This window comes from Dankookia sp. P2 (assembly GCF_050632255.1).
In the GTDB taxonomy this organism is placed as follows: domain Bacteria; phylum Pseudomonadota; class Alphaproteobacteria; order Acetobacterales; family Acetobacteraceae; genus Paracraurococcus.
The window spans coordinates 880,750-897,243 of sequence record NZ_CP192581.1 but is presented as its reverse complement, the minus strand read 5'-3'; the positions used below and the strand labels follow the sequence as shown (position 1 = coordinate 897,243).

Below are 16,494 nucleotides of genomic sequence, written 5' to 3'. Positions count from 1 at the left end.
CAAGGCCGGGGAGAAGGTATTCTCCCCGAACCCCTCATCTATTTCTGGAGGTCGGTACGCGCTGCGCGGCGGCAGCCAGACTCACAGAAAGGAAGGGTGGGGTTTGGGGTGGGAATAGGTTTCCCTCCCCAAGCTTGCGGCGATCTCCCCGGGCGTCTCGAACACCAGCCCCGGCCGCAGCGCCCGTGGCGCCTCCGGCGCGGCATAGCCCCCAGGTGACCGCGCCGAACCCCATTCCCGCCTCGGCCGCCGCCTCGGCGTCCCGCGTCTCGTCGCCGACATAGAGCGCCGCCGCGGCCGGCACCCCGCTCTCCCGCAGCAGCCGCCGCAGCTTGGCCGGCTTGCCGAACAGTGCCGCGCCGGCGGCGATCCGCCCGACCGGCGCCCCCGCCGGGCCGAGGGTGGCGCGGATGCTGGCCTCCGAATCCGAACTGGCGATGGCCAGCCCGATGCCCGCGGCGGCCAGGTCCCGGAGCATCTCCGGCACCCCGGGAAACAGCGGGATCGTGCCGGCCGCCGCCGCCTCGGCCTTCAGTGCCCGCAGGTCGCGGGTCAGGCCGGGCAGGGTCCAGGGCCGCACGCCGAGCGCCCGCAGGATCGCCGCGGTCGGCAGCAGGCGCAGGGCCTCGACCTCCTCCGGCGCTACCCGGCGCAGCCCGTGCCGGGCGCCGACCTGGTTCAGGACGGAGCGGAACCAGGGAAGGAATCCGCAAGGGTCCCGTCGAAGTCGAAGATGACGAGGCGCGGGGGCATCCGTCGCGGATACCGCCCCGGCCCCTGCCTGTCACCCCACCGGATGGCTTGCCTTGAAGACATTATTCCTATACAGCTCGGGCTTGCGTTTCGACGGGGTGGCCATGCGCGAGCGGAGGAAGCAGGGAAGGCGAGGGGATGGGCCGTCCGGCCACGCCGCCGCTGCGGCCTGGGCCTCGCGCGCCGCGGCCCGCGCCCGGTCACCCGCGCCGACGGGCTTTGTCCGAAAGCCGCTGCGCACGCATCCTGGCGTGGCGGCACCACGCGGTGCGCCCCCGCCCACCCGCCGGGTTTGTCCGAAAACCGCATCCACCGCGCCGATGGCGATCGGCCCGGCACCCCCGCCACCCCGCCCCGCCCGGCCCATTTGTCCGAAACCCGCCACGCCGCACCGTCCCCGGCCCTTGCGCCGCCCCGCCCCCCTGCCACACCCGGCCCGTCATGACCGACGACGCGCCCGACGACCTGCCGCCCGCTGGCCTGCTGCCGGCAGGGCTCATGGACCTGCTGCCGCCCGAGGCCGGGCGCGAGGCCGCGCTGGTCGAGACGCTGATGGCCGCCTTCGCCGCGCATGGCTACGAACGGGTCAAGCCGCCCCTGCTGGAATTCGAGACCAGCCTGCTGGCCGGCTCCGGCGCCGCCGTGGCCGAGCAAACCTTCCGGCTGATGGACCCGGTGAGCCAGCGCATGATGGGGCTGCGCGCCGACACCACCCCGCAGGTCGCCCGCATCGCCGCGACCCGGCTCGGCGGCCAGGCAAGGCCGCTGCGGCTCTGCTATGCCGGGCAGGTGCTGCGGGTGCGCGGCACCCAGATCGCCCCGGAACGCCAGCTTCCCCAGGTCGGCGTCGAGCTGATCGGCAGCGAGGCCGCGGCGGCGGATGCCGAAGTGGCGGTGGTCGCGGCCGAGGCGCTGGGTCGGGCCGGGGTCGCCGGCATCTCGCTCGACATCAGCCTGCCCACCATGGCCGCCACCCTGCTGGATGCCGCCGGCATGACGCTCGAGGCGCTGGCCGCGCGCGGGCTCGACCGCCGGCTGCGGCGGCAGATGGAAGAGGCGATCGACCGCAAGGACCCGGTGCGGGTGCTGACCATCGCGGGGCGTGCGGCGCCCCTGGCGGTGGACCTCGCCGCGCTGCTGCCGCGGTTGCTCGAGGCCGCCGGGCCGGCGGATGCCGGGCTTGCCGTGCTCGCCGCGCTCGACCTGCCGCCGGCCGCCCGGGTCATCGCCGACAACGCGGCGGCGGTCATCGCCGCCATCCGGTCCCGGGCGCCGGACCTCCGCATCACCCTCGACCCGGTCGAGTTCCGCGGGCTGCGCTACCATGTCGGCGTCGCCTTCACCCTGTACGGGCCGGGCGCCACCGGGGAGCTGGCCCGCGGCGGGCGGTATCGTTCGGGCAATGACGAGCCGGCGACGGGGATGAGCCTCTATCCGGATGCGGTGCAGCGCGCCGCGCCGGCGCCGGCGCCGATGCCGCGCGCCTTCATCCCGCTCGGCACGCCGGACGCCGCCCTGGCGCCGCTGCGCGCCGCAGGCTTCGCCACCGTCTGCGCGCTCTCGCCGACCGATGCGCCGCGGGCGTTGCGCTGCACCCATGTTTTCCGGGACGGCCAACCCGTCCCCTGAGCCAAGAGGAATAGGCGCATGGCCAATGTCGCCGTGATCGGCGCCCAGTGGGGGTGACGAGGGCAAGGGCAAGGTGGTGGACTGGCTGGCCAGCCGGGCCGACCTCGTCGTGCGCTTCCAGGGCGGGCACAATGCCGGCCATACGCTGGTGGTGGGGAACGAGACCTACAAGCTGTCCCTGCTGCCCTCCGGCGTGGTGCGCGGCAAGATCGGCCTGATCGGCAACGGCGTGGTGCTGGACCCCGAGGCACTGCTCTCGGAGATCGCCAAGGTCACCGCGCAGGGGCTGAAGGTCGGGCCGGAGAACCTGCGGATCGCCGAGAACGTGCCGCTGATCCTGCCGCTGCACCCGGCCCTCGACAAGGCGCGGGAGGCCGCGCGCGGCGGCGACAAGATCGGCACCACCGGGCGCGGCATCGGCCCGGCCTACGAGGACAAGGTCGGCCGCCGCTCGATCCGGCTCTGCGACCTGGCCGAGCCGGAGACGCTGTCGAGGAAGCTTGACGAGCTGCTGCTGCACCACAACTCGCTGCTGCGCGGCCTCGGCGCGCCGGAGTTCGAGAAGCAGGGGCTGCTGGACGGGCTGCTGGCCCTGGCGCCGAAGCTCCTGCCCTTCGCGGAGGCCGTGTGGGAGCGGCTGGACGAGGCGCGGCACTCCGGCAAGCGCGTGCTGTTCGAGGGCGCCCAGGCCGTCATGTTGGACGTCGACCACGGCACCTACCCCTACGTCACCTCCTCCAACACCGTCGCCGGCAATGCCGCGGCGGGCTCGGGGGTCGGGCCGGATGCAGTCGGCATGGTGCTCGGCATCGCCAAGGCCTACAGCACGCGGGTCGGCAGCGGGCCCTTCCCGACCGAGCTGCACGACGCGGTCGGCAAGGGGCTCGGCGAGCGTGGCCGGGAGTTCGGCACGGTGACGGGACGGCCGCGGCGCTGCGGCTGGTTCGATGCCTGCATGGTCCGCCAGGCCGTGAAGATCGGCGGCATCCAGGGCATCGCCCTGACCAAGCTCGACGTGCTGGACGGGCTCACCGAGCTGAAGATCTGCACCGGCTACCGGGTGAAGGGGGAGGTGATGAAGCGCCTGCCCTTCGCCATGGAGGCCCAGGCCGCGGCCGAGCCGGTCTACGAGGTGCTGGAGGGCTGGTCCGGCAGCACCCAGGGCGCGCGCAGCTATGCCCAGCTGCCGGCGGCGGCGGTGAAATACGTCCGCCGGATCGAGGAGCTGGTCGAGGCGCCGGTGGTGCTGCTGTCCACCAGCCCGGACCGCGACGACACCATCACCCTCCGCGACCCCTTCGCGGGCTGAGGCGAGCCGGGATGCGCAGCCTCCTTGCCGTCATGCTGCTGCTGGCCGGCGCGGCGCAGGCCGCCGAGCAGGCCTGCTTCCTCGGCTATTCGGGCTTCGAGGAGAAGGTGCCGCATCTCGACCTCGAGGCCTGCCCGGGCGGCGCGGTGAAGCCGGAGGAAGGCTTCTGCCGCATCGCCCTCTCGGGCGCCGAGGTGCTGGTCTACGAATTCCGCCACGGCGACCCCGAGCCCTGCCTGGCGCGGGTGGACCGCTACGCCTTCAACGACTTCGTCGCGCGCTTCGGCATCCGCTACGCGAAGCCTTGACGCTGCGGCCCGCCCCGGATCGCTTCAGATCAGCTGCAGGTCTTGGCCGATGCCGTTCAGGCCGTCCCGCACGTCGTTGAAGGTGCCGTTGGCATCGTCCACCAGCCCACCGGTGACGTTGTTGCCGAAGTTCCGCAGCAGCTGGTCGGTGACGTCCCGCGAGGCCGCGGGATCCTGGTGCGAGCCGTCGTAGATCGCCTGCAGCAGGCGCAGCTCCGGGTCGGTGCTCGCCGCCTCGGGGATGATGACCGAGTGGCCCGGGGCATAGGCCTGGGCGACCTCGGTCACGTAGAGTTCCACGTCGTGCGCCGCGCGGCGTCGAGCCGCGACAGGTTGGCGAGGTCGGCGCCGCTGTCGAGCGTGCCGTCCCGGTTGGGCAGCAATGCGATCTGGCCGTGGTTGTCGTAGTCACGGTCAGGTTGGGCAGCGAGGCCAGCGCCTGCGCCTTGCTCAGCCCGGGGAAGTCCTCGGCCACCTGGGCGGCGACCACATCGGCCAGCGTCGGGTTGGCCCGCAATGCGTCGCCGATCTCGGCGCGATGGGCGCCGATGAAGACCGCCGGGTCGTCGGCGATGACGTAGTTGAGGATCCGCTCATCCGTCCCCGCCGGCAGGATCGCGCCGCCCGAGCCGAAGGTGACCGCGGCATGCCCCGGCTGGCCCGGCTGGTTCGGGTGGTCCTGCATGTAGAGCTGCGCCAGCGACCCGCCGAGGCTGTGGCCTGTGACCACCACGGGAATGCCCCAGACGGCCGAGGCGAGGTCCACCGTCTTCACCAGCGTCCCGAAGGAGGCGTAGGCGGCGTTGATGTTGTTCAGGTCCTGCAGGCTGTCGGTCGTGTCGTCGCTGCCGCGGAAGGAGACCACGATTGCCGCCTGGCCCTCGATGAAGCCGACATTCAGCAGCGCGGCGCCGTTGCCGCTCTTGAAGATGCCGTTGGCGAAGCTCTCGCCGGGCTGCAGAGGCATGTTGAAGTTGGAGGGGTCGAGCGCGGTGAAGCCGGCGGGCAGGGCGACCGGCGTGTCGGAGTAGGCGGCGGCGGAAAGCGTCGCCAGCAGGGCGTCGGCGGTGGGCGTCACGGAGTGCCTCCTGAGGGGCCGCGCGGGCCGGAAAGGCGGCGGCGCCGGTCCTGGGTGGCGGCGGGCGCGATAGCCCGGCCGCGTTGCGTCCCCAGAACACCCGGCCCGCACGGTGGTTTCCGCGGGTCGGCCATGCAGCCCGGCCCGTGGCGCGACGTTGTCGCGGCACGACCCCGCCCCCGAGGAGAGCCGACCGCATGATCCGAACCATCGCCGCCGCGCTCGCGGCCGCGTTGCTGCTGCCCGTCGTGGCGCACGCCCAGCCGCAGGATTGCGGCAGCGTCATCGCCCGCGACCCGCAGCCTCGCGCGCGCCGCCTCGGCGATGGCGCGCACCGGGATCCTCGAGAAGCTGCGCGGCCTCGGCCCGATCACGGTCTTCGCCGTCACTGACCAGGGCATCGCCCGGCAGCCGGAGAACCTGGCGCAGATGCTCTTCCCGGTCGCCGGCGGCTCGCTGGGCGGGCCGGACATGGACCCGGTGCTCGCCCCCAACGTGGTGAACGCGCATATCGTCGACGGTCGTGATCGCCGCCGGCCAGCTGCGGCCGGGGATGTCGCTGCGCAGCCGCAGCGGCGGGTCGATCGAGGTCGTTGCCGGGCCGGACGGGAAGCTGGCATTGCGCCCCGGGCCGGGCGGCTTCAGCATCGGCGCGCGGCCGGCCGATGCGCATCTCGTGCAGCCCGACATCGGCTGCAGCAACGGCGTGGTGCACAAGATTGACCAGGTGCTGGTGCGCTGAGCCGAACCCGGGGAGCTGGACATGTGGGACATGGATGTCATGGCGCCGCGGATGCGCGCGGTGCTGCGTATCGTCGCGGCGTTGATCTTCCTTGAGCACGGGACGCAGAAGCTGTTCGGCTTCCCCGGGCCGCCGATGGGCGGCAACCTGCCGGCGATGTTCAGCCTGCTCTGGTGCGCCGCGGTGCTGGAAGCTCGTCGGCGGGCTGCTGCTGATGCTGGGGCTGTTCACCCGCCCGGTCGCCTTCATCCTCGCCGGCGAGATGGCCTTCGCCTACTGGATGTCGCATGCGCCGCGCAGCTTCTTCCCGGCGCTGAACGGCGGGGATGCGGCGATCCTCTACTGCTTCGTCTTCCTCTACTTCGTCGCGGCCGGGCCGGGGGCCTGGGCCCTCGACATCGGCCGCAGGAAGGAGCCGGAGCCGGTCCCGGCGGAGCGGGACCCGGCGCTGCTGCGGCGATAGAGCAGATCGCGGGATGGCGCGAACGCCCGGAGGCGTGCATCTGCCCGACAAACAATGTCACAGGCCGGATCGCGCGTCCAAGCAAGCACGCGATCCGGCCTGAACCGTGCTCAGCGCCGCATCTGCTCCAGCCCGTGCTGCTCGCGTACCGCGTGGAAGCGCAGCGCGGGCCAGTCCTCCTCGGCCCGCTTGCGGCGCCAGTCGGAGCCGAAGAAGGCGACGATCTCGCCGTCATGGTCCTCCCCGGCGTCGCGCCGGTTGGCCTGGGCGAAGCGATCGATCGCCGTGCGGTCGTCGCTGGTGACCCAGCGCATCATCGACCACATGGTATCCTGGAAGCGGGCGGGGACGCCGTATTCCACCTTGAGGCGGGACTGCAGCACGTCCAGCTGCAGCTGGCCGACCACCCCGACCACGGGCAATGAGCCGTCGAGCGGACGGAAGAGCTGCACCACGCCTTCCTCGGCCAGCTGGTCGAGCGCGGTCTTCAGCTTCTTCGCCAGCATCGGGTCCTCGAGCTGGACGTGGCGCAGGATCTCCGGCGCGAAGGAGGGAACGCCGCGGAAGTTCAGCTCCTCGCCCTCGGTCAGCGTGTCGCCGATGCGGAGTGTGCCATGGTTGGCGACGCCGACCACGTCGCCCGGCCAGGCTTCCTCGGCGACCTGGCGGTCCTTGGCGAAGAAGAAGAGCGGCGCGTTGACCGGCACCTGCTTGCCCGTCCGGACCTGCTTCAGGCGCATGCCCTTGACCAGCTTGCCGGAGCAGAGCCGGACGAAGGCGACGCGGTCCCGGTGGTTCGGGTCCATGTTGGCCTGCACCTTGAAGACGAAGCCGGTCAGCTTGTCCTCGCCCGGCTGGACCTCGCGCGGGTCGCCGGCGCGCGGCCCCGGCGGCGGGGCGTAGCGCGCCAGCCCGTCGAGCAGGTGGCCGACGCCGAAGTCGCGGAGGGCGCTGCCGAAGAAGACGGGGGTCATGTGGCCCTCGCGGAAGGCCTCGAGGTCGAAGACCTTGAGCCCGGCCTCGGCCAGCATCGCCTCCTCGCGCAGCGCGAGCGCGCGCTCGGCGCCGACCAGCTCGTCCAGCCGCGGGTCGTCGATGTCGTCGAGCGGGATGGAGCCGGCATCGTCGGCATCGACCGGCAGAAAGTGCTTGTCCAGCAGGTCCCAGGTGCCGGCGAATTCGGAGGCGCGGCCGACCGGCCAGGCGACCGGGGCGGCGTCGAGGGCCAGGGTCTGCTCGATCTCATCGATCAGCTCGAAGGGATCGCGCGCCTCGCGGTCCATCTTGTTGACGAAGGTGATGATCGGGATGTCGCGCATCCGGCAGACCTCGAAGAGCTTGCGGGTCTGGCTCTCGATGCCCTTGGCGGCGTCCAGCACCATCACCGCGGCGTCGACGGCGGTGAGCGTCCGGTAGGTGTCCTCGGAGAAGTCCTCGTGGCCCGGGGTGTCGAGCAGGTTGAAGACCAGCCCGCCGCGCTCGAAGGTCATCACGGAGGTCGCGACCGAGATGCCGCGGTCCTGCTCGATCTTCATCCAGTCGGACCGGGTGCGGCGCGCGTTGCCCTTGGCGCGCACGGCGCCGGCCAATTGGATGGCGCCGCCCTTGAGCAGCAGCTTCTCCGTCAGGGTGGTCTTGCCAGCGTCCGGGTGGGCAATGATGGCGAAGGTCCGGCGCCGTTCCGCTTCGGCGGCGACCGGCGACGGGGCGACGAGGGCGTCCACGGGCGGTGTCTCTGATCTGGGGATGTTGCCGCAGATGTAGGCGCCCTGGGGCCGGAAGACCAGGGAAAGCCGGTCAGCGCAGCTCCGCCAGCAGCGCCTGCAGGTCGAAGCGGCGGTTGCCCATGGCAAGGTTGCCCGCGGCGTCGCGCGGCCATTCGACCCGTGGCCGGTCGCGGTAGAGCTCGACCCCGTTGCCGTCGGGGTCGCGCAGGTAGATCGCTTCCGAAACGCCGTGGTCGGAGGCGCCTTCCAGCTCGATCCCCGCCTCGACCACCCGCAGCAGGGCGGCGGCCAGGGCATTCCGGTCGGGGTAGACCAGGGCGACATGGTAGAGGCCCGTGGTGCCGCGCGGCGGGGCGGGCCGCCCGCGCTCTCCCAGGTATTGAGGGCGATGTGGTGGTGGTAGCCGCCGGCCGAGAGGAAGGCGGCCTGGTCGCCCACGCGCTGGGTCACCTCGAGCCCGAGGACGCCGTGCCAGAAGGCGAGGGCGCGGTCGAGGTCGGCGACCTTCAGGTGGACATGGCCGATGCGGGCTTCGGGATGGATGGGGGCGTCGGGCATGGGGCGGCTCCGTTGGTGGGCGGAGCATGCGGCGGAGCGGGGCAGGGCGCCAATCGGGAATGGCAATGGGCGGTATGGGCCTGGGGAATGAGAGGAAGATTGGGGAGGGAAAAGTATTCCCTCCCCAAGCCCCACCCTTCCTTTTTGTGAGCCTGGCACTCGCCGCGTGGCGGGTGCCGACTCACAAAAATAGATGAGGGGTTCGGGGAGAATACCTTCTCCCCGGCCTTTTTCTTCAGGCAGGCGGCGCGGTGCGGGCCATCGCCGGCAGCGCGGCGACCTTGGCGTACCAGGCTTCCAGCTTCGGGTGGCCGGGGCGCCAGGGCTCGTTGGCATAGCGGAAGTCGAGGTAGCCGAGGGCGCAGGCGATCGTCACCTCGCCGATCGTGGAGAGCATGCCGAGGCTGCCGGCGTCGGCCTCCAGCGCGTCCAGCGCGCGGGTGACCTCTGCCCTGCTGGGTGGCGATGTAGTCGCGGCGGCCGTCATCCAGCGGCAGGGTCAGCTCCCGCCGGCGCGGCTGGGTGGCGTCGAGGATGCCGTCGCCTAGGGCCTCCTGCCGCTTGGCGTTCCAGCGGGCCGGGCCGGGCACCGGGAAGAGCTTCGGCGCGCCGCCGATGCTGTCGAGGTACTCGCAGATGACCGGGCTGTCGTAGAGCACCATGCCGTCGTCGGTGATCAGCGTCGGCACCTTCGAGAGCGGGTTCAGCGCAGCGACCGCGGGATCCGCGGCGGGGATGGTCCAGAGCTCGACCTGGCCGTCGATGCCCCGCAGGATCGCGGCGGCGAGGCATTTGCGGACATAGGGGCTGTTCGGCGAATAGGCGAGCTTCATGGCGTCGTTTCCTCCGGGTACGCCCCGACTTTCCCCCTGCCGCGGCAAAACGACAACCTAGGCGTCATGCTGCATGCCCCAGATCAGCGACAGCACGCGTTCCCGCGCCCTGATGAAGTCCGGGCTGCTCTTCACCGCGCGGATGTCGGCGCCCGATTCGTCGCGGGCGAAGGGCAGCGGGATGCGCTCGACGATGCGGCCGGGGCGGGGGGACATGACGACGACCTCGGTGCCGAGATAGACCGCTTCCTCGACGCTGTGGGTGATGAAGACCACGGTCATGCCGGTGCGCCGCCACACCGCGTGCAAGCTCCTCCTGCATGTGCTCGCGCGTCAGCGCGTCGAGGGCGCCGAAGGGCTCGTCCATCAGCAGCACGAGCGGCTCATTGCAGAGCGCGCGGGCGATCGCCAGCCGCTGCTGCATGCCGCCCGAAAGCTCGTAGGGGTAGCGGTCGCGGAACTCCCAGAGGCCCGTGGTGCGCAGCCAGCGCTCGACGCGCGCCTTCGCCTCGGCCGGGTTCTCGCCGCGCATGCGCGGGCCGAAGCCGGCATTGGCGGCGACGCTCATCCAGGGGAAGAGCGTCGGCTGCTGGAAGACCACGCCGCGCTCCGGCGCCGGCCCGGTCACCGGCTTGCCGGCGAGCGAGACCGCGCCGCCGGTGGGCGGCAGGAAGCCGGCGAGCGTCTGCATCATCGTGGTCTTGCCGCAGCCGGAGGGGCCGACGATGCAGACGAAGTCGCCACGGGCGAAGTCGAGGTCGGCGCGCTCCAGGGCGAGCACCGATCCGGCGCCCTCCCCGTAGCGGACCGAGACCCCGTCGAAGCGGACGAAGCCCGGTTCGCTCACGCCACCGCCTTCTGCAGGAAGGTGGTGTTGAGCGCGCTGCCGAAGGCGCCGACCGCGGGCGCCGAGCGGATCGAGCGCTGCTCGACCAGGAAGTCGGCGGTGCCCTTCAGCACCTCGGCGAGATTTGCCGGGCTTGCCGGGGGTGCCGAGCCAGGCCTCGCCGGCCTGGGCGGCGAGGTCGACGAAGTCGTAGGCCTTCATCTCGGCCATGGCGGTTTCGGGCGTCACGCCGGCCTGCTGCGCCACCAGCTTCGCCGCCTCCTCCGGGTTGCTGCGCCACATCGCCAGTGCCTTGCCATAGGCCTTGAGGAAGCCGACGACCGAGTCTGGATGAGCCTTGGCGAAGTCGTTGTGGACGATGATGACGTCGGCGATGGCGTAGCCGGCCTTGTCGAGCTTGTCCCAGGTGATGAAGGGTGTGCCGCCGGCCTCGATGATCTTGCTCTTGGCCGGGGCCCAGACATAGGCGGCGTCGATCTCGCCCTTCGACCACGCGGCCTGGATGGCGGCCGGCTTCATGTCGAGCACCGTCACGTCGCGCTGGGTCAGGCCGTTAGTCTTGAGGAAGCCGAGCAGGCGGAAATGGCTGGTCGAGCCGAAGGGCGTCGCCACCTTCTTGCCCTTGAAGTCGGCGGGCGTTTTGATGTTGGCGGCGGTGCGGACGGTCATCTCCTCGGCCGGGCCGATATTGTCGACCAGGCCGACCACCTGGAAGGGCAGGCCCTGGGCGATGCCGGCCGCGGTGGCGACCGAGCCGGTGGCGAGGCCGATGTCGCAGGAGCCGCCGACCATCGCCGTGTTGATCTCGGCGCCGCTGCCGTATTCGGTCCAGGTGATCGGCGCGCCGACGCCCTCGGCGAACCAGCCCTGGCCCTTGGCGATCATGGTCGGCTTGGCCTCGGTGAAGAAGCCGACATTGACCTTGGCGGGGGCGGCGTGGGCGCGGATGGCGAAGAACGGCAGCGTCGCGGCGGCGAGCGCGGCACGGCGGGTGAGCTGGATCATGGTTCTCTCCTCACGCGGGGATTCAGCGGCCGGCCCAGTGGACGACCCGGCGTTCGAGCAGCAGCAGAAACCGGTCGATCAGGATGCCGGTCAGGCCGATCACCAGGATGCCGACGAAGGCGTAGTCGGAGCGCAGGAAGCGCCCGGCATCGAGGATCATCCAGCCGATGCCGTTGCTGCCGGCGATGATCTCGGACGCGATCAGCGTACCGTAGACGATGCCGAGCGCGAGGCGGGCACCGGTCAGGATCTCCGGCAGAGCGCTGGGCGCCACGACATGGCGGAAGATCTGGCTGCGCGAGGCGCCGAGGGACTGCGCCATGCGGATGCGCTCCGCGGGGATGTTGCGGACACCGTCGCGCGCGGCGATGGCGGCGACCGGCAGCGCGGCGAGGAAGAGCATGGTGATCTTGCTGGCCTCGCCGATGCCCAGCCAGACGATCAGCAGCACGAGATAGGCGAAGCTGCGGCAGGGGCCGGAGGAACTCGACGAAGGGCGCGGCCGCGGCATCGAGCCGGCGCGAGGTGCCCATGGCGAGGCCGAGCACCGTGCCCGCGAGCGCGCCGGTGAGGAAGCCGGCGCCAACGCGCAGCAGGCTCATCCCCAGATGCTCGGCCATGGTGCGGCCCTTGTAGCCGTCCTCCATCAGCTCCTGGAAGCCGAGCCAGAGGTCGCGCGGCCCGGGCAGGAAGAGGTCGCAGATCAGGCCGTTGGTGGTGACGAAGACCCAGGCGCCGAGGACGAGGGCGACAGAAAGGATGGTGACGAGGGGGCCGGAATGCGCCGCATCAGTCGCGTCCCCGCCAATGGACGATGCGCCGGTCGAGCGCCCGCAACCCCCAGGCGAGCGCGACGCCGAGCAGCCCGAGGAGCAGGATGCAGAGGATGATGACGTCGTTGCGGAGGAAGTGGCTGGCCGAGATGACCATCCAGCCGAGCCCGTCCGAGGCCGCCATCAGCTCGGCCGAAACCACGGTCGAGAAGGCGGCGGCCAGCGCGATCTGCAACCCCGTGAAGATCATCGGCGCGGCGGAGGGCAGCACGACATGGCGGAAGACCTGCGCCGGGGAGGCGCCGAGCGCCGCGGCCGCCTGGATGCGCTGGCGCTTCACCCCGTTGATGCCGGCGGCGCTGGCGGCGACGATGATCGGGAAGGCGGTCAGGAAGAGCAGCGCGGTCTTCGAGGCATCGCCGGTGCCGAGCCAGAGGATCAGCAGGATCATGTAGGAGAGCGGCGGAAGCGGCCGGAGGAACTGGATGATCCAGTCGATCGCCGCCCCCACCATCCGGTTGCGCCCCATCCAGAGCCCGAGCGGCACGCCGGTGATCACCGCCAGCCCGAAGCCGCCCGCCAGCCTTCCAAGGGTCGAGAGGATGTTCTCCGCCAGGGTGGTGCCGCGGTAGCCGTCCCGGAGGATCTCGACCGCCGCGGCCCAGACCTGGGGCGGGGAGGGCAGCAGGTCCGCGGCGACCAGCCGGCCGCCGGAGACCGCCCACCAGGCCAGCAGCATGGCCAGGACGGAGGCAGCGCCATAGGCCTGGCGCGGCGGCGCCATGCGCGGCCGGCGCGGAATGGGCTGGGCCACGGTCGGCAGGGTCAAGGGAAGGTCGGGCATCGGGCCTTGCTGTTCGGGCGGCGGGCCCGAAGGGTAGCAATGCCTATGCCAGGGGGAGGTCCAAAATGGCTGGATCGCCCGGTAGCCGACCGGCGTGACGCCGGCCGCCCGGCACCACCCGTCGACCGCGTGGTCGGCCAGCAGCGCGTGCTCCCGCATCCGCCATCCCGCATGCTCGGGCGCGATCGCCTCGATGTCGCCCGGCATGGCGCAGTGAAGGGCGAGGTGCGTGACGCCTTCCGGCAGGTCGAGGATCATCCGGCGATAGGCCGCGCGCGTTTCCTCCGCCGGCACCGCGAGCGTGCCGCGCAGCCCGTCGGGCAGCGGCAGGCCGGCCGCTTCGAGCGCGACGACGGCCTGTTCATAGGCCGCCGGATCGGGGGCGAAGCGGATCCGCCGCGGCAGGACCGGCACCATTCCGTGCTCGCGCGCCAGAACGACATGGCAGCCGAGCAGCTCGGGCAGCATTGCGCCGGCCATGTGGGCGTCGCAATGCGTCGGGCGGAGCCCGGCAGCGAGGGCTATCTCCACCTGCGCCCGCAACTCGGCCTCGGCCGCTTCCGGCACCAGGTGCCGCCGCAGCGACTCGAGGTCGCGCCAGAAATAGCCGTCCCCGTCGATGAGGCCCGAGGCACGGCTGCGGGTCGAGACCGGACCCCAGCGGTAGTGCCGCCATTCGCTGGTCAGGGTGAGGTGGATGCCGAGATCGAGGGCCGGGTCGGTGGCGCCGGCCTCGGCGATCTCGCGGAACCAGGGGCAGGGCACCATCGCAGAGCCGCAGGTGACCAGTCCGCGCTCCGCGAGGGTGAGGAAGGCCCGGTTGCCGGCATGGCACATGCCGAGGTCGTCGACATGGAGGATCGCGGCGCGCGCGAGGCCGAGGCGCCGCGCCAGCGTGGAGGCGTCGGTCATGCCAGGGCAGATGGGGCGGCGCCCGGTGGCGGCCAGCCCGGGCGGTCAAATTGCGAAGGGGAGGCCATGCAGCCTCCCCCGTTCCGGTCCGGATCGCCGCGGGTCAGACCGCGGGCCTGCGGTCTGACGTTAGACCGCGAGCCTCCGCTCGACGATCTGGGTCTTCATGCTCTTCTGCAGCTTCTCGAAGGCGCGCACCTCGATCTGGCGCACCCGCTCGCGGCTGATGTTGTACTGCTGGCTGAGCTCCTCGAGCGTCGTCGGCTCGTCCTTCAGCCGCCGCTCGATCAGGATGTGCCGCTCCCGCTCGTTCAGCGTCTTCAAGGCCTCGCCCAGCAACATCCGCCGGTTGCCGATATCCTCGCGGTCGGCGAGCTCGCTCTCCTGCGTCTCCTGGTCGTCGACCAGCCAGTCCTGCCACTCGCCCTCGCTGTCGGCGCGCACCGGTGCGTTCAGCGAATGGTCGGGCGAGGCCAGGCGGCGGTTCATCGAGACCACGTCCTGTTCCGGCACGGCCAGGACGCGGGCGATCTTCTCCACCTGCTCCGGCTTCAGGTCGCCGTCCTCGAGCGCGGCCATCTGGCCCTTCAAGCGCCTGAGATTGAAAAAGAGCTTTTTCTGCGCCGCCGTCGTTCCCATCTTCACCAGCGACCAGCTGTGGAGGATGTATTCCTGGATGGCGGCACGGATCCACCACATGGCATAGGTGGCCAGGCGGAAGCCGCGGTCCGGATCGAACCGCTTCACCGCCTGCATCATGCCCACATTGCCCTCGGAGATGAGCTCGCCGACCGGCAGCCCATAGCCGCGGTAGCCCATGGCGATCTTGGCGACGAGCCGGAGATGGCTGGTGACGAGCTTGTGCGCCGCGCGCTCGTCGCCCTCGTCGCGCCATCGCTTGGCCAGCGACAGCTCCTCGTCGGGCGAGAGCATGGGGGATTGGCGGATCTCCTGCAGGTAGCGGGAGAGGTTGCCCTCGGGGGCAATCGGAATGACCGAGCTGGAAGCCATCGGGTGTATCTGCCTCCTGCGCGCGAAGGGCCTCCCCGTGACGGCGGGGCCCTGTCCGCGAACGATCCTGGCATTTCGAACGTCATGCAGGCCCACCCGACCGCGCCAGCCCCGGTCACGACGGGGCGAGATTGGCCTGGCAGGGCTTGTCTCGGCACCCGATGACGCTGCCTTGGGAGGGTTTGTACCGCTGACGGTGCCGGCTGTCCAGAAAAACCGAGTATCGGGGTTGGTTACTCCGTGTTACCAGCCAGCAATGTGAGTAGTGCAACGAAATCGGCGGGCGGCGGCACGGAGAAGCTCAACTCGCGGCCGCTGACCGGGTGGCGGAAGCCGAGCGTCGCCGCATGCAGCGCCTGGCGCGGGAAGCTGAGCAGGGCTTGGCGGGCCGGCTCCCCCAGGCTTCTCGCTGCGGCCGGGGTGCGGCGGAGATAGACCGGGTCCCCAACCAGGGGATGGCCGATCTCGGCAAGGTGAACCCGGATCTGGTGGGTCCGGCCGGTGGCCAGGCGGCAGCGGAGCAGGGCGCAGCCGCCGCCCCAGGCGCGTTCGGTGACGTAGCGGGTCAGGGCGTGCTTGCCGCCGCGCTCCACCACGGCCATCCGCTTTCGATCGATCGGGTGGCGGCCGATTGCCGCCTCGATCTCCCCGGCCGGCGGGTTGGGCAGGCCCCAGACCAGCGCCACGTATTCGCGGTCGAGGTCGCGGGTGGCGAAGGCGTCCGACAGCGCCCGGTGCGCGCGCTCGGTCTTCGCCACGACCATGACGCCGGAGGTGTCCTTGTCGAGCCGGTGGACGATGCCGGGCCGCTTCTCGCCGCCGATGCCCGGCAGATCCTCCCCCGCATGGGCCAGCAGGGCATTGACCAGCGTGCCGTCCAGGTTGCCGGGGGCGGGGTGGACCACCAGGCCGGCCGGCTTGTCGAGGACGATGAGGTCGGCATCCTCGAACAGGATGGTCAGCGGGATGTCCTGCGGCAGCGGCAGGGCGGAGACCGCGCCGGGGATGGCCAACGCATAGGTGCTGCCGGCGCGCACCGGATCGGCGGCGTCGCGCAGCGGCTTGCCGTCCCGGGTCGCCGCGCCGGCGGCGATCAGCGCCTTGACGCGGGAGCGCGAGAGCGAACCTATCGCCTCCGCGAGGAATCGGTCGGCCCGGAGGCCGGCCTGCTCGGGCGCCGCGACCAGGGTGACGGTCTCGGCGGTGGTGGATCTGGGGGAATGGCCGGTGCGTGCGCTCAAGATACTCGTCGTCGTCATGGGGGTGCTGATCGTCGGCGGCACCCTGGCCCTGGTGATGATCCTCGTCCAGCGGGTTGGTGGCGGCGGCGGCACCGGGCGGTGGGAGACCATGCTGGAACAGCCGGAGGGCACGCGCATCACCGGCATCGCCGCGACCGAGAGCGGGCTCGGCGTGCTGGTGGCGCGGCCGGACGGGGAGCGGGTGCTGCTGGTCGAGCCGAAGCGCGGCCGGGTGGTCGGCGAGATCCGGCCGGGCCACTGATGGCGCATCGGAAGGCCACGCTGCCGGAGAAGGCCTGCGCCGCCTGCGGCCGGAGCTTCGCTTGGCGGAAGAAATGGGCGCAAGACTGGGAGAGCGTGCGCTACTGTTCGGAGGCCTGCCGGGACGGGCGCTACGTGGCGGCGCGACGGGGTGGCGGAAAACCGGCCAAGGGTGCTTGACCCCCGGCGGCCGGGCCCTA

Annotated in this window: 16 protein-coding genes and 3 pseudogenes; 8 read left to right on the top strand and 11 right to left on the bottom strand. The window is 71.6% G+C overall.

The window, feature by feature from the left end; all coding sequences use genetic code 11:
• Positions 1-34: 34 nt before the first annotated feature.
• Positions 35-655, bottom strand: a complete 621-nt coding sequence (locus ACQ86J_RS05320) for an HAD hydrolase-like protein (protein ID WP_431272302.1) — start codon at positions 653-655, stop codon at positions 35-37.
• Positions 656-1,194: 539 nt separating this feature from the next.
• Between ACQ86J_RS05320 and ACQ86J_RS05315 the strand changes: the two genes are divergently transcribed.
• From ACQ86J_RS05315 to ACQ86J_RS05305, 3 genes and pseudogenes are all read left to right on the top strand, one after another.
• Positions 1,195-2,382 carry an ATP phosphoribosyltransferase regulatory subunit gene (locus tag ACQ86J_RS05315; protein WP_431270303.1) on the top strand — a complete coding sequence of 396 codons (1,188 nt, stop codon included), beginning with the start codon at positions 1,195-1,197 and terminating at the stop codon, positions 2,380-2,382.
• An 18-nt stretch (positions 2,383-2,400) separates the two neighbouring features.
• A pseudogene (locus tag ACQ86J_RS05310) lies at positions 2,401-3,691 on the top strand (adenylosuccinate synthase).
• An 11-nt stretch (positions 3,692-3,702) separates the two neighbouring features.
• Positions 3,703-3,999, top strand: coding sequence for a hypothetical protein (locus ACQ86J_RS05305; RefSeq protein WP_431270302.1), 297 nt, complete (start codon positions 3,703-3,705; stop codon positions 3,997-3,999).
• On the opposite strand, the gene ACQ86J_RS05300 is transcribed toward ACQ86J_RS05305, so the two are convergent.
• Positions 3,953-5,077 (bottom strand): hypothetical protein, encoded by a 1,125-nt coding sequence (locus tag ACQ86J_RS05300; protein WP_431270301.1) that lies wholly within the window; start codon positions 5,075-5,077, stop codon positions 3,953-3,955. The genes ACQ86J_RS05305 and ACQ86J_RS05300 overlap by 47 nt on opposite strands.
• Before the next feature lie 197 nt (positions 5,078-5,274).
• Between ACQ86J_RS05300 and ACQ86J_RS05295 the strand changes: the two genes are divergently transcribed.
• The 3 genes from ACQ86J_RS05295 to ACQ86J_RS05285 all read left to right on the top strand — a co-directional run bounded on the left by ACQ86J_RS05295 (position 5,275) and on the right by ACQ86J_RS05285 (position 6,282).
• Entirely contained in the window at positions 5,275-5,469 is a 195-nt protein-coding gene (locus ACQ86J_RS05295) for a hypothetical protein (protein WP_431270300.1), read from the top strand.
• A 131-nt stretch (positions 5,470-5,600) separates the two neighbouring features.
• Complete coding sequence (locus ACQ86J_RS05290) at positions 5,601-5,819, top strand: fasciclin domain-containing protein (protein WP_431270299.1); 219 nt, start codon at positions 5,601-5,603, stop codon at positions 5,817-5,819.
• Between the two features lie 214 nt (positions 5,820-6,033).
• On the top strand, positions 6,034-6,282 hold the full coding sequence (locus ACQ86J_RS05285) for a DoxX family protein (protein ID WP_431270298.1): 249 nt from the start codon (positions 6,034-6,036) through the stop codon (positions 6,280-6,282).
• Between the two features lie 110 nt (positions 6,283-6,392).
• On the opposite strand, the gene ACQ86J_RS05280 is transcribed toward ACQ86J_RS05285, so the two are convergent.
• The 9 genes and pseudogenes from ACQ86J_RS05280 to ACQ86J_RS05240 all read right to left on the bottom strand — a co-directional run bounded on the left by ACQ86J_RS05280 (position 6,393) and on the right by ACQ86J_RS05240 (position 16,051).
• Positions 6,393-8,006, bottom strand: coding sequence for a peptide chain release factor 3 (locus tag ACQ86J_RS05280; RefSeq protein WP_431270297.1), 1,614 nt, complete (start codon positions 8,004-8,006; stop codon positions 6,393-6,395).
• Between the two features lie 73 nt (positions 8,007-8,079).
• A pseudogene (locus ACQ86J_RS05275) lies at positions 8,080-8,567 on the bottom strand (VOC family protein).
• 235 nt (positions 8,568-8,802) lie between these two features.
• Positions 8,803-9,054, bottom strand: coding sequence for a glutathione S-transferase C-terminal domain-containing protein (locus tag ACQ86J_RS05270; protein ID WP_431270296.1), 252 nt, complete (start codon positions 9,052-9,054; stop codon positions 8,803-8,805).
• 184 nt (positions 9,055-9,238) lie between these two features.
• A pseudogene (locus ACQ86J_RS05265) lies at positions 9,239-9,400 on the bottom strand (glutathione S-transferase N-terminal domain-containing protein); the annotation flags it as partial.
• A 64-nt stretch (positions 9,401-9,464) separates the two neighbouring features.
• On the bottom strand, positions 9,465-11,252 hold the full coding sequence (locus tag ACQ86J_RS05260; RefSeq protein ID WP_431270295.1) for an ATP-binding cassette domain-containing protein: 1,788 nt from the start codon (positions 11,250-11,252) through the stop codon (positions 9,465-9,467).
• A gap of 22 nt (positions 11,253-11,274) precedes the next feature.
• Positions 11,275-11,763 (bottom strand): ABC transporter permease, encoded by a 489-nt coding sequence (locus tag ACQ86J_RS05255; protein WP_431270294.1) that lies wholly within the window; start codon positions 11,761-11,763, stop codon positions 11,275-11,277.
• 278 nt (positions 11,764-12,041) lie between these two features.
• Entirely contained in the window at positions 12,042-13,781 is a 1,740-nt protein-coding gene (locus tag ACQ86J_RS05250; RefSeq protein ID WP_431270293.1) for a ChbG/HpnK family deacetylase, read from the bottom strand.
• A gap of 129 nt (positions 13,782-13,910) precedes the next feature.
• Positions 13,911-14,792 (bottom strand): RNA polymerase sigma factor RpoH, encoded by an 882-nt coding sequence (rpoH, locus tag ACQ86J_RS05245; protein WP_431270292.1) that lies wholly within the window; start codon positions 14,790-14,792, stop codon positions 13,911-13,913.
• Positions 14,793-15,025: 233 nt separating this feature from the next.
• Positions 15,026-16,051, bottom strand: coding sequence for an RluA family pseudouridine synthase (locus tag ACQ86J_RS05240; RefSeq protein ID WP_431270291.1), 1,026 nt, complete (start codon positions 16,049-16,051; stop codon positions 15,026-15,028).
• On the opposite strand from ACQ86J_RS05240, the gene ACQ86J_RS05235 reads away from it, so the two are divergent.
• Both ACQ86J_RS05235 and ACQ86J_RS05230 read left to right on the top strand, forming a co-directional pair.
• Positions 16,020-16,295, top strand: coding sequence for a DUF6476 family protein (locus ACQ86J_RS05235; RefSeq protein ID WP_431270290.1), 276 nt, complete (start codon positions 16,020-16,022; stop codon positions 16,293-16,295). The genes ACQ86J_RS05240 and ACQ86J_RS05235 overlap by 32 nt on opposite strands.
• A complete protein-coding gene (locus tag ACQ86J_RS05230) occupies positions 16,295-16,474 on the top strand; it encodes a DUF2256 domain-containing protein (protein WP_431270289.1) in 180 nt (59 codons plus the stop codon). The genes ACQ86J_RS05235 and ACQ86J_RS05230 overlap by 1 nt, the downstream gene beginning before the upstream one ends.
• Positions 16,475-16,494 lie beyond the last annotated feature (20 nt).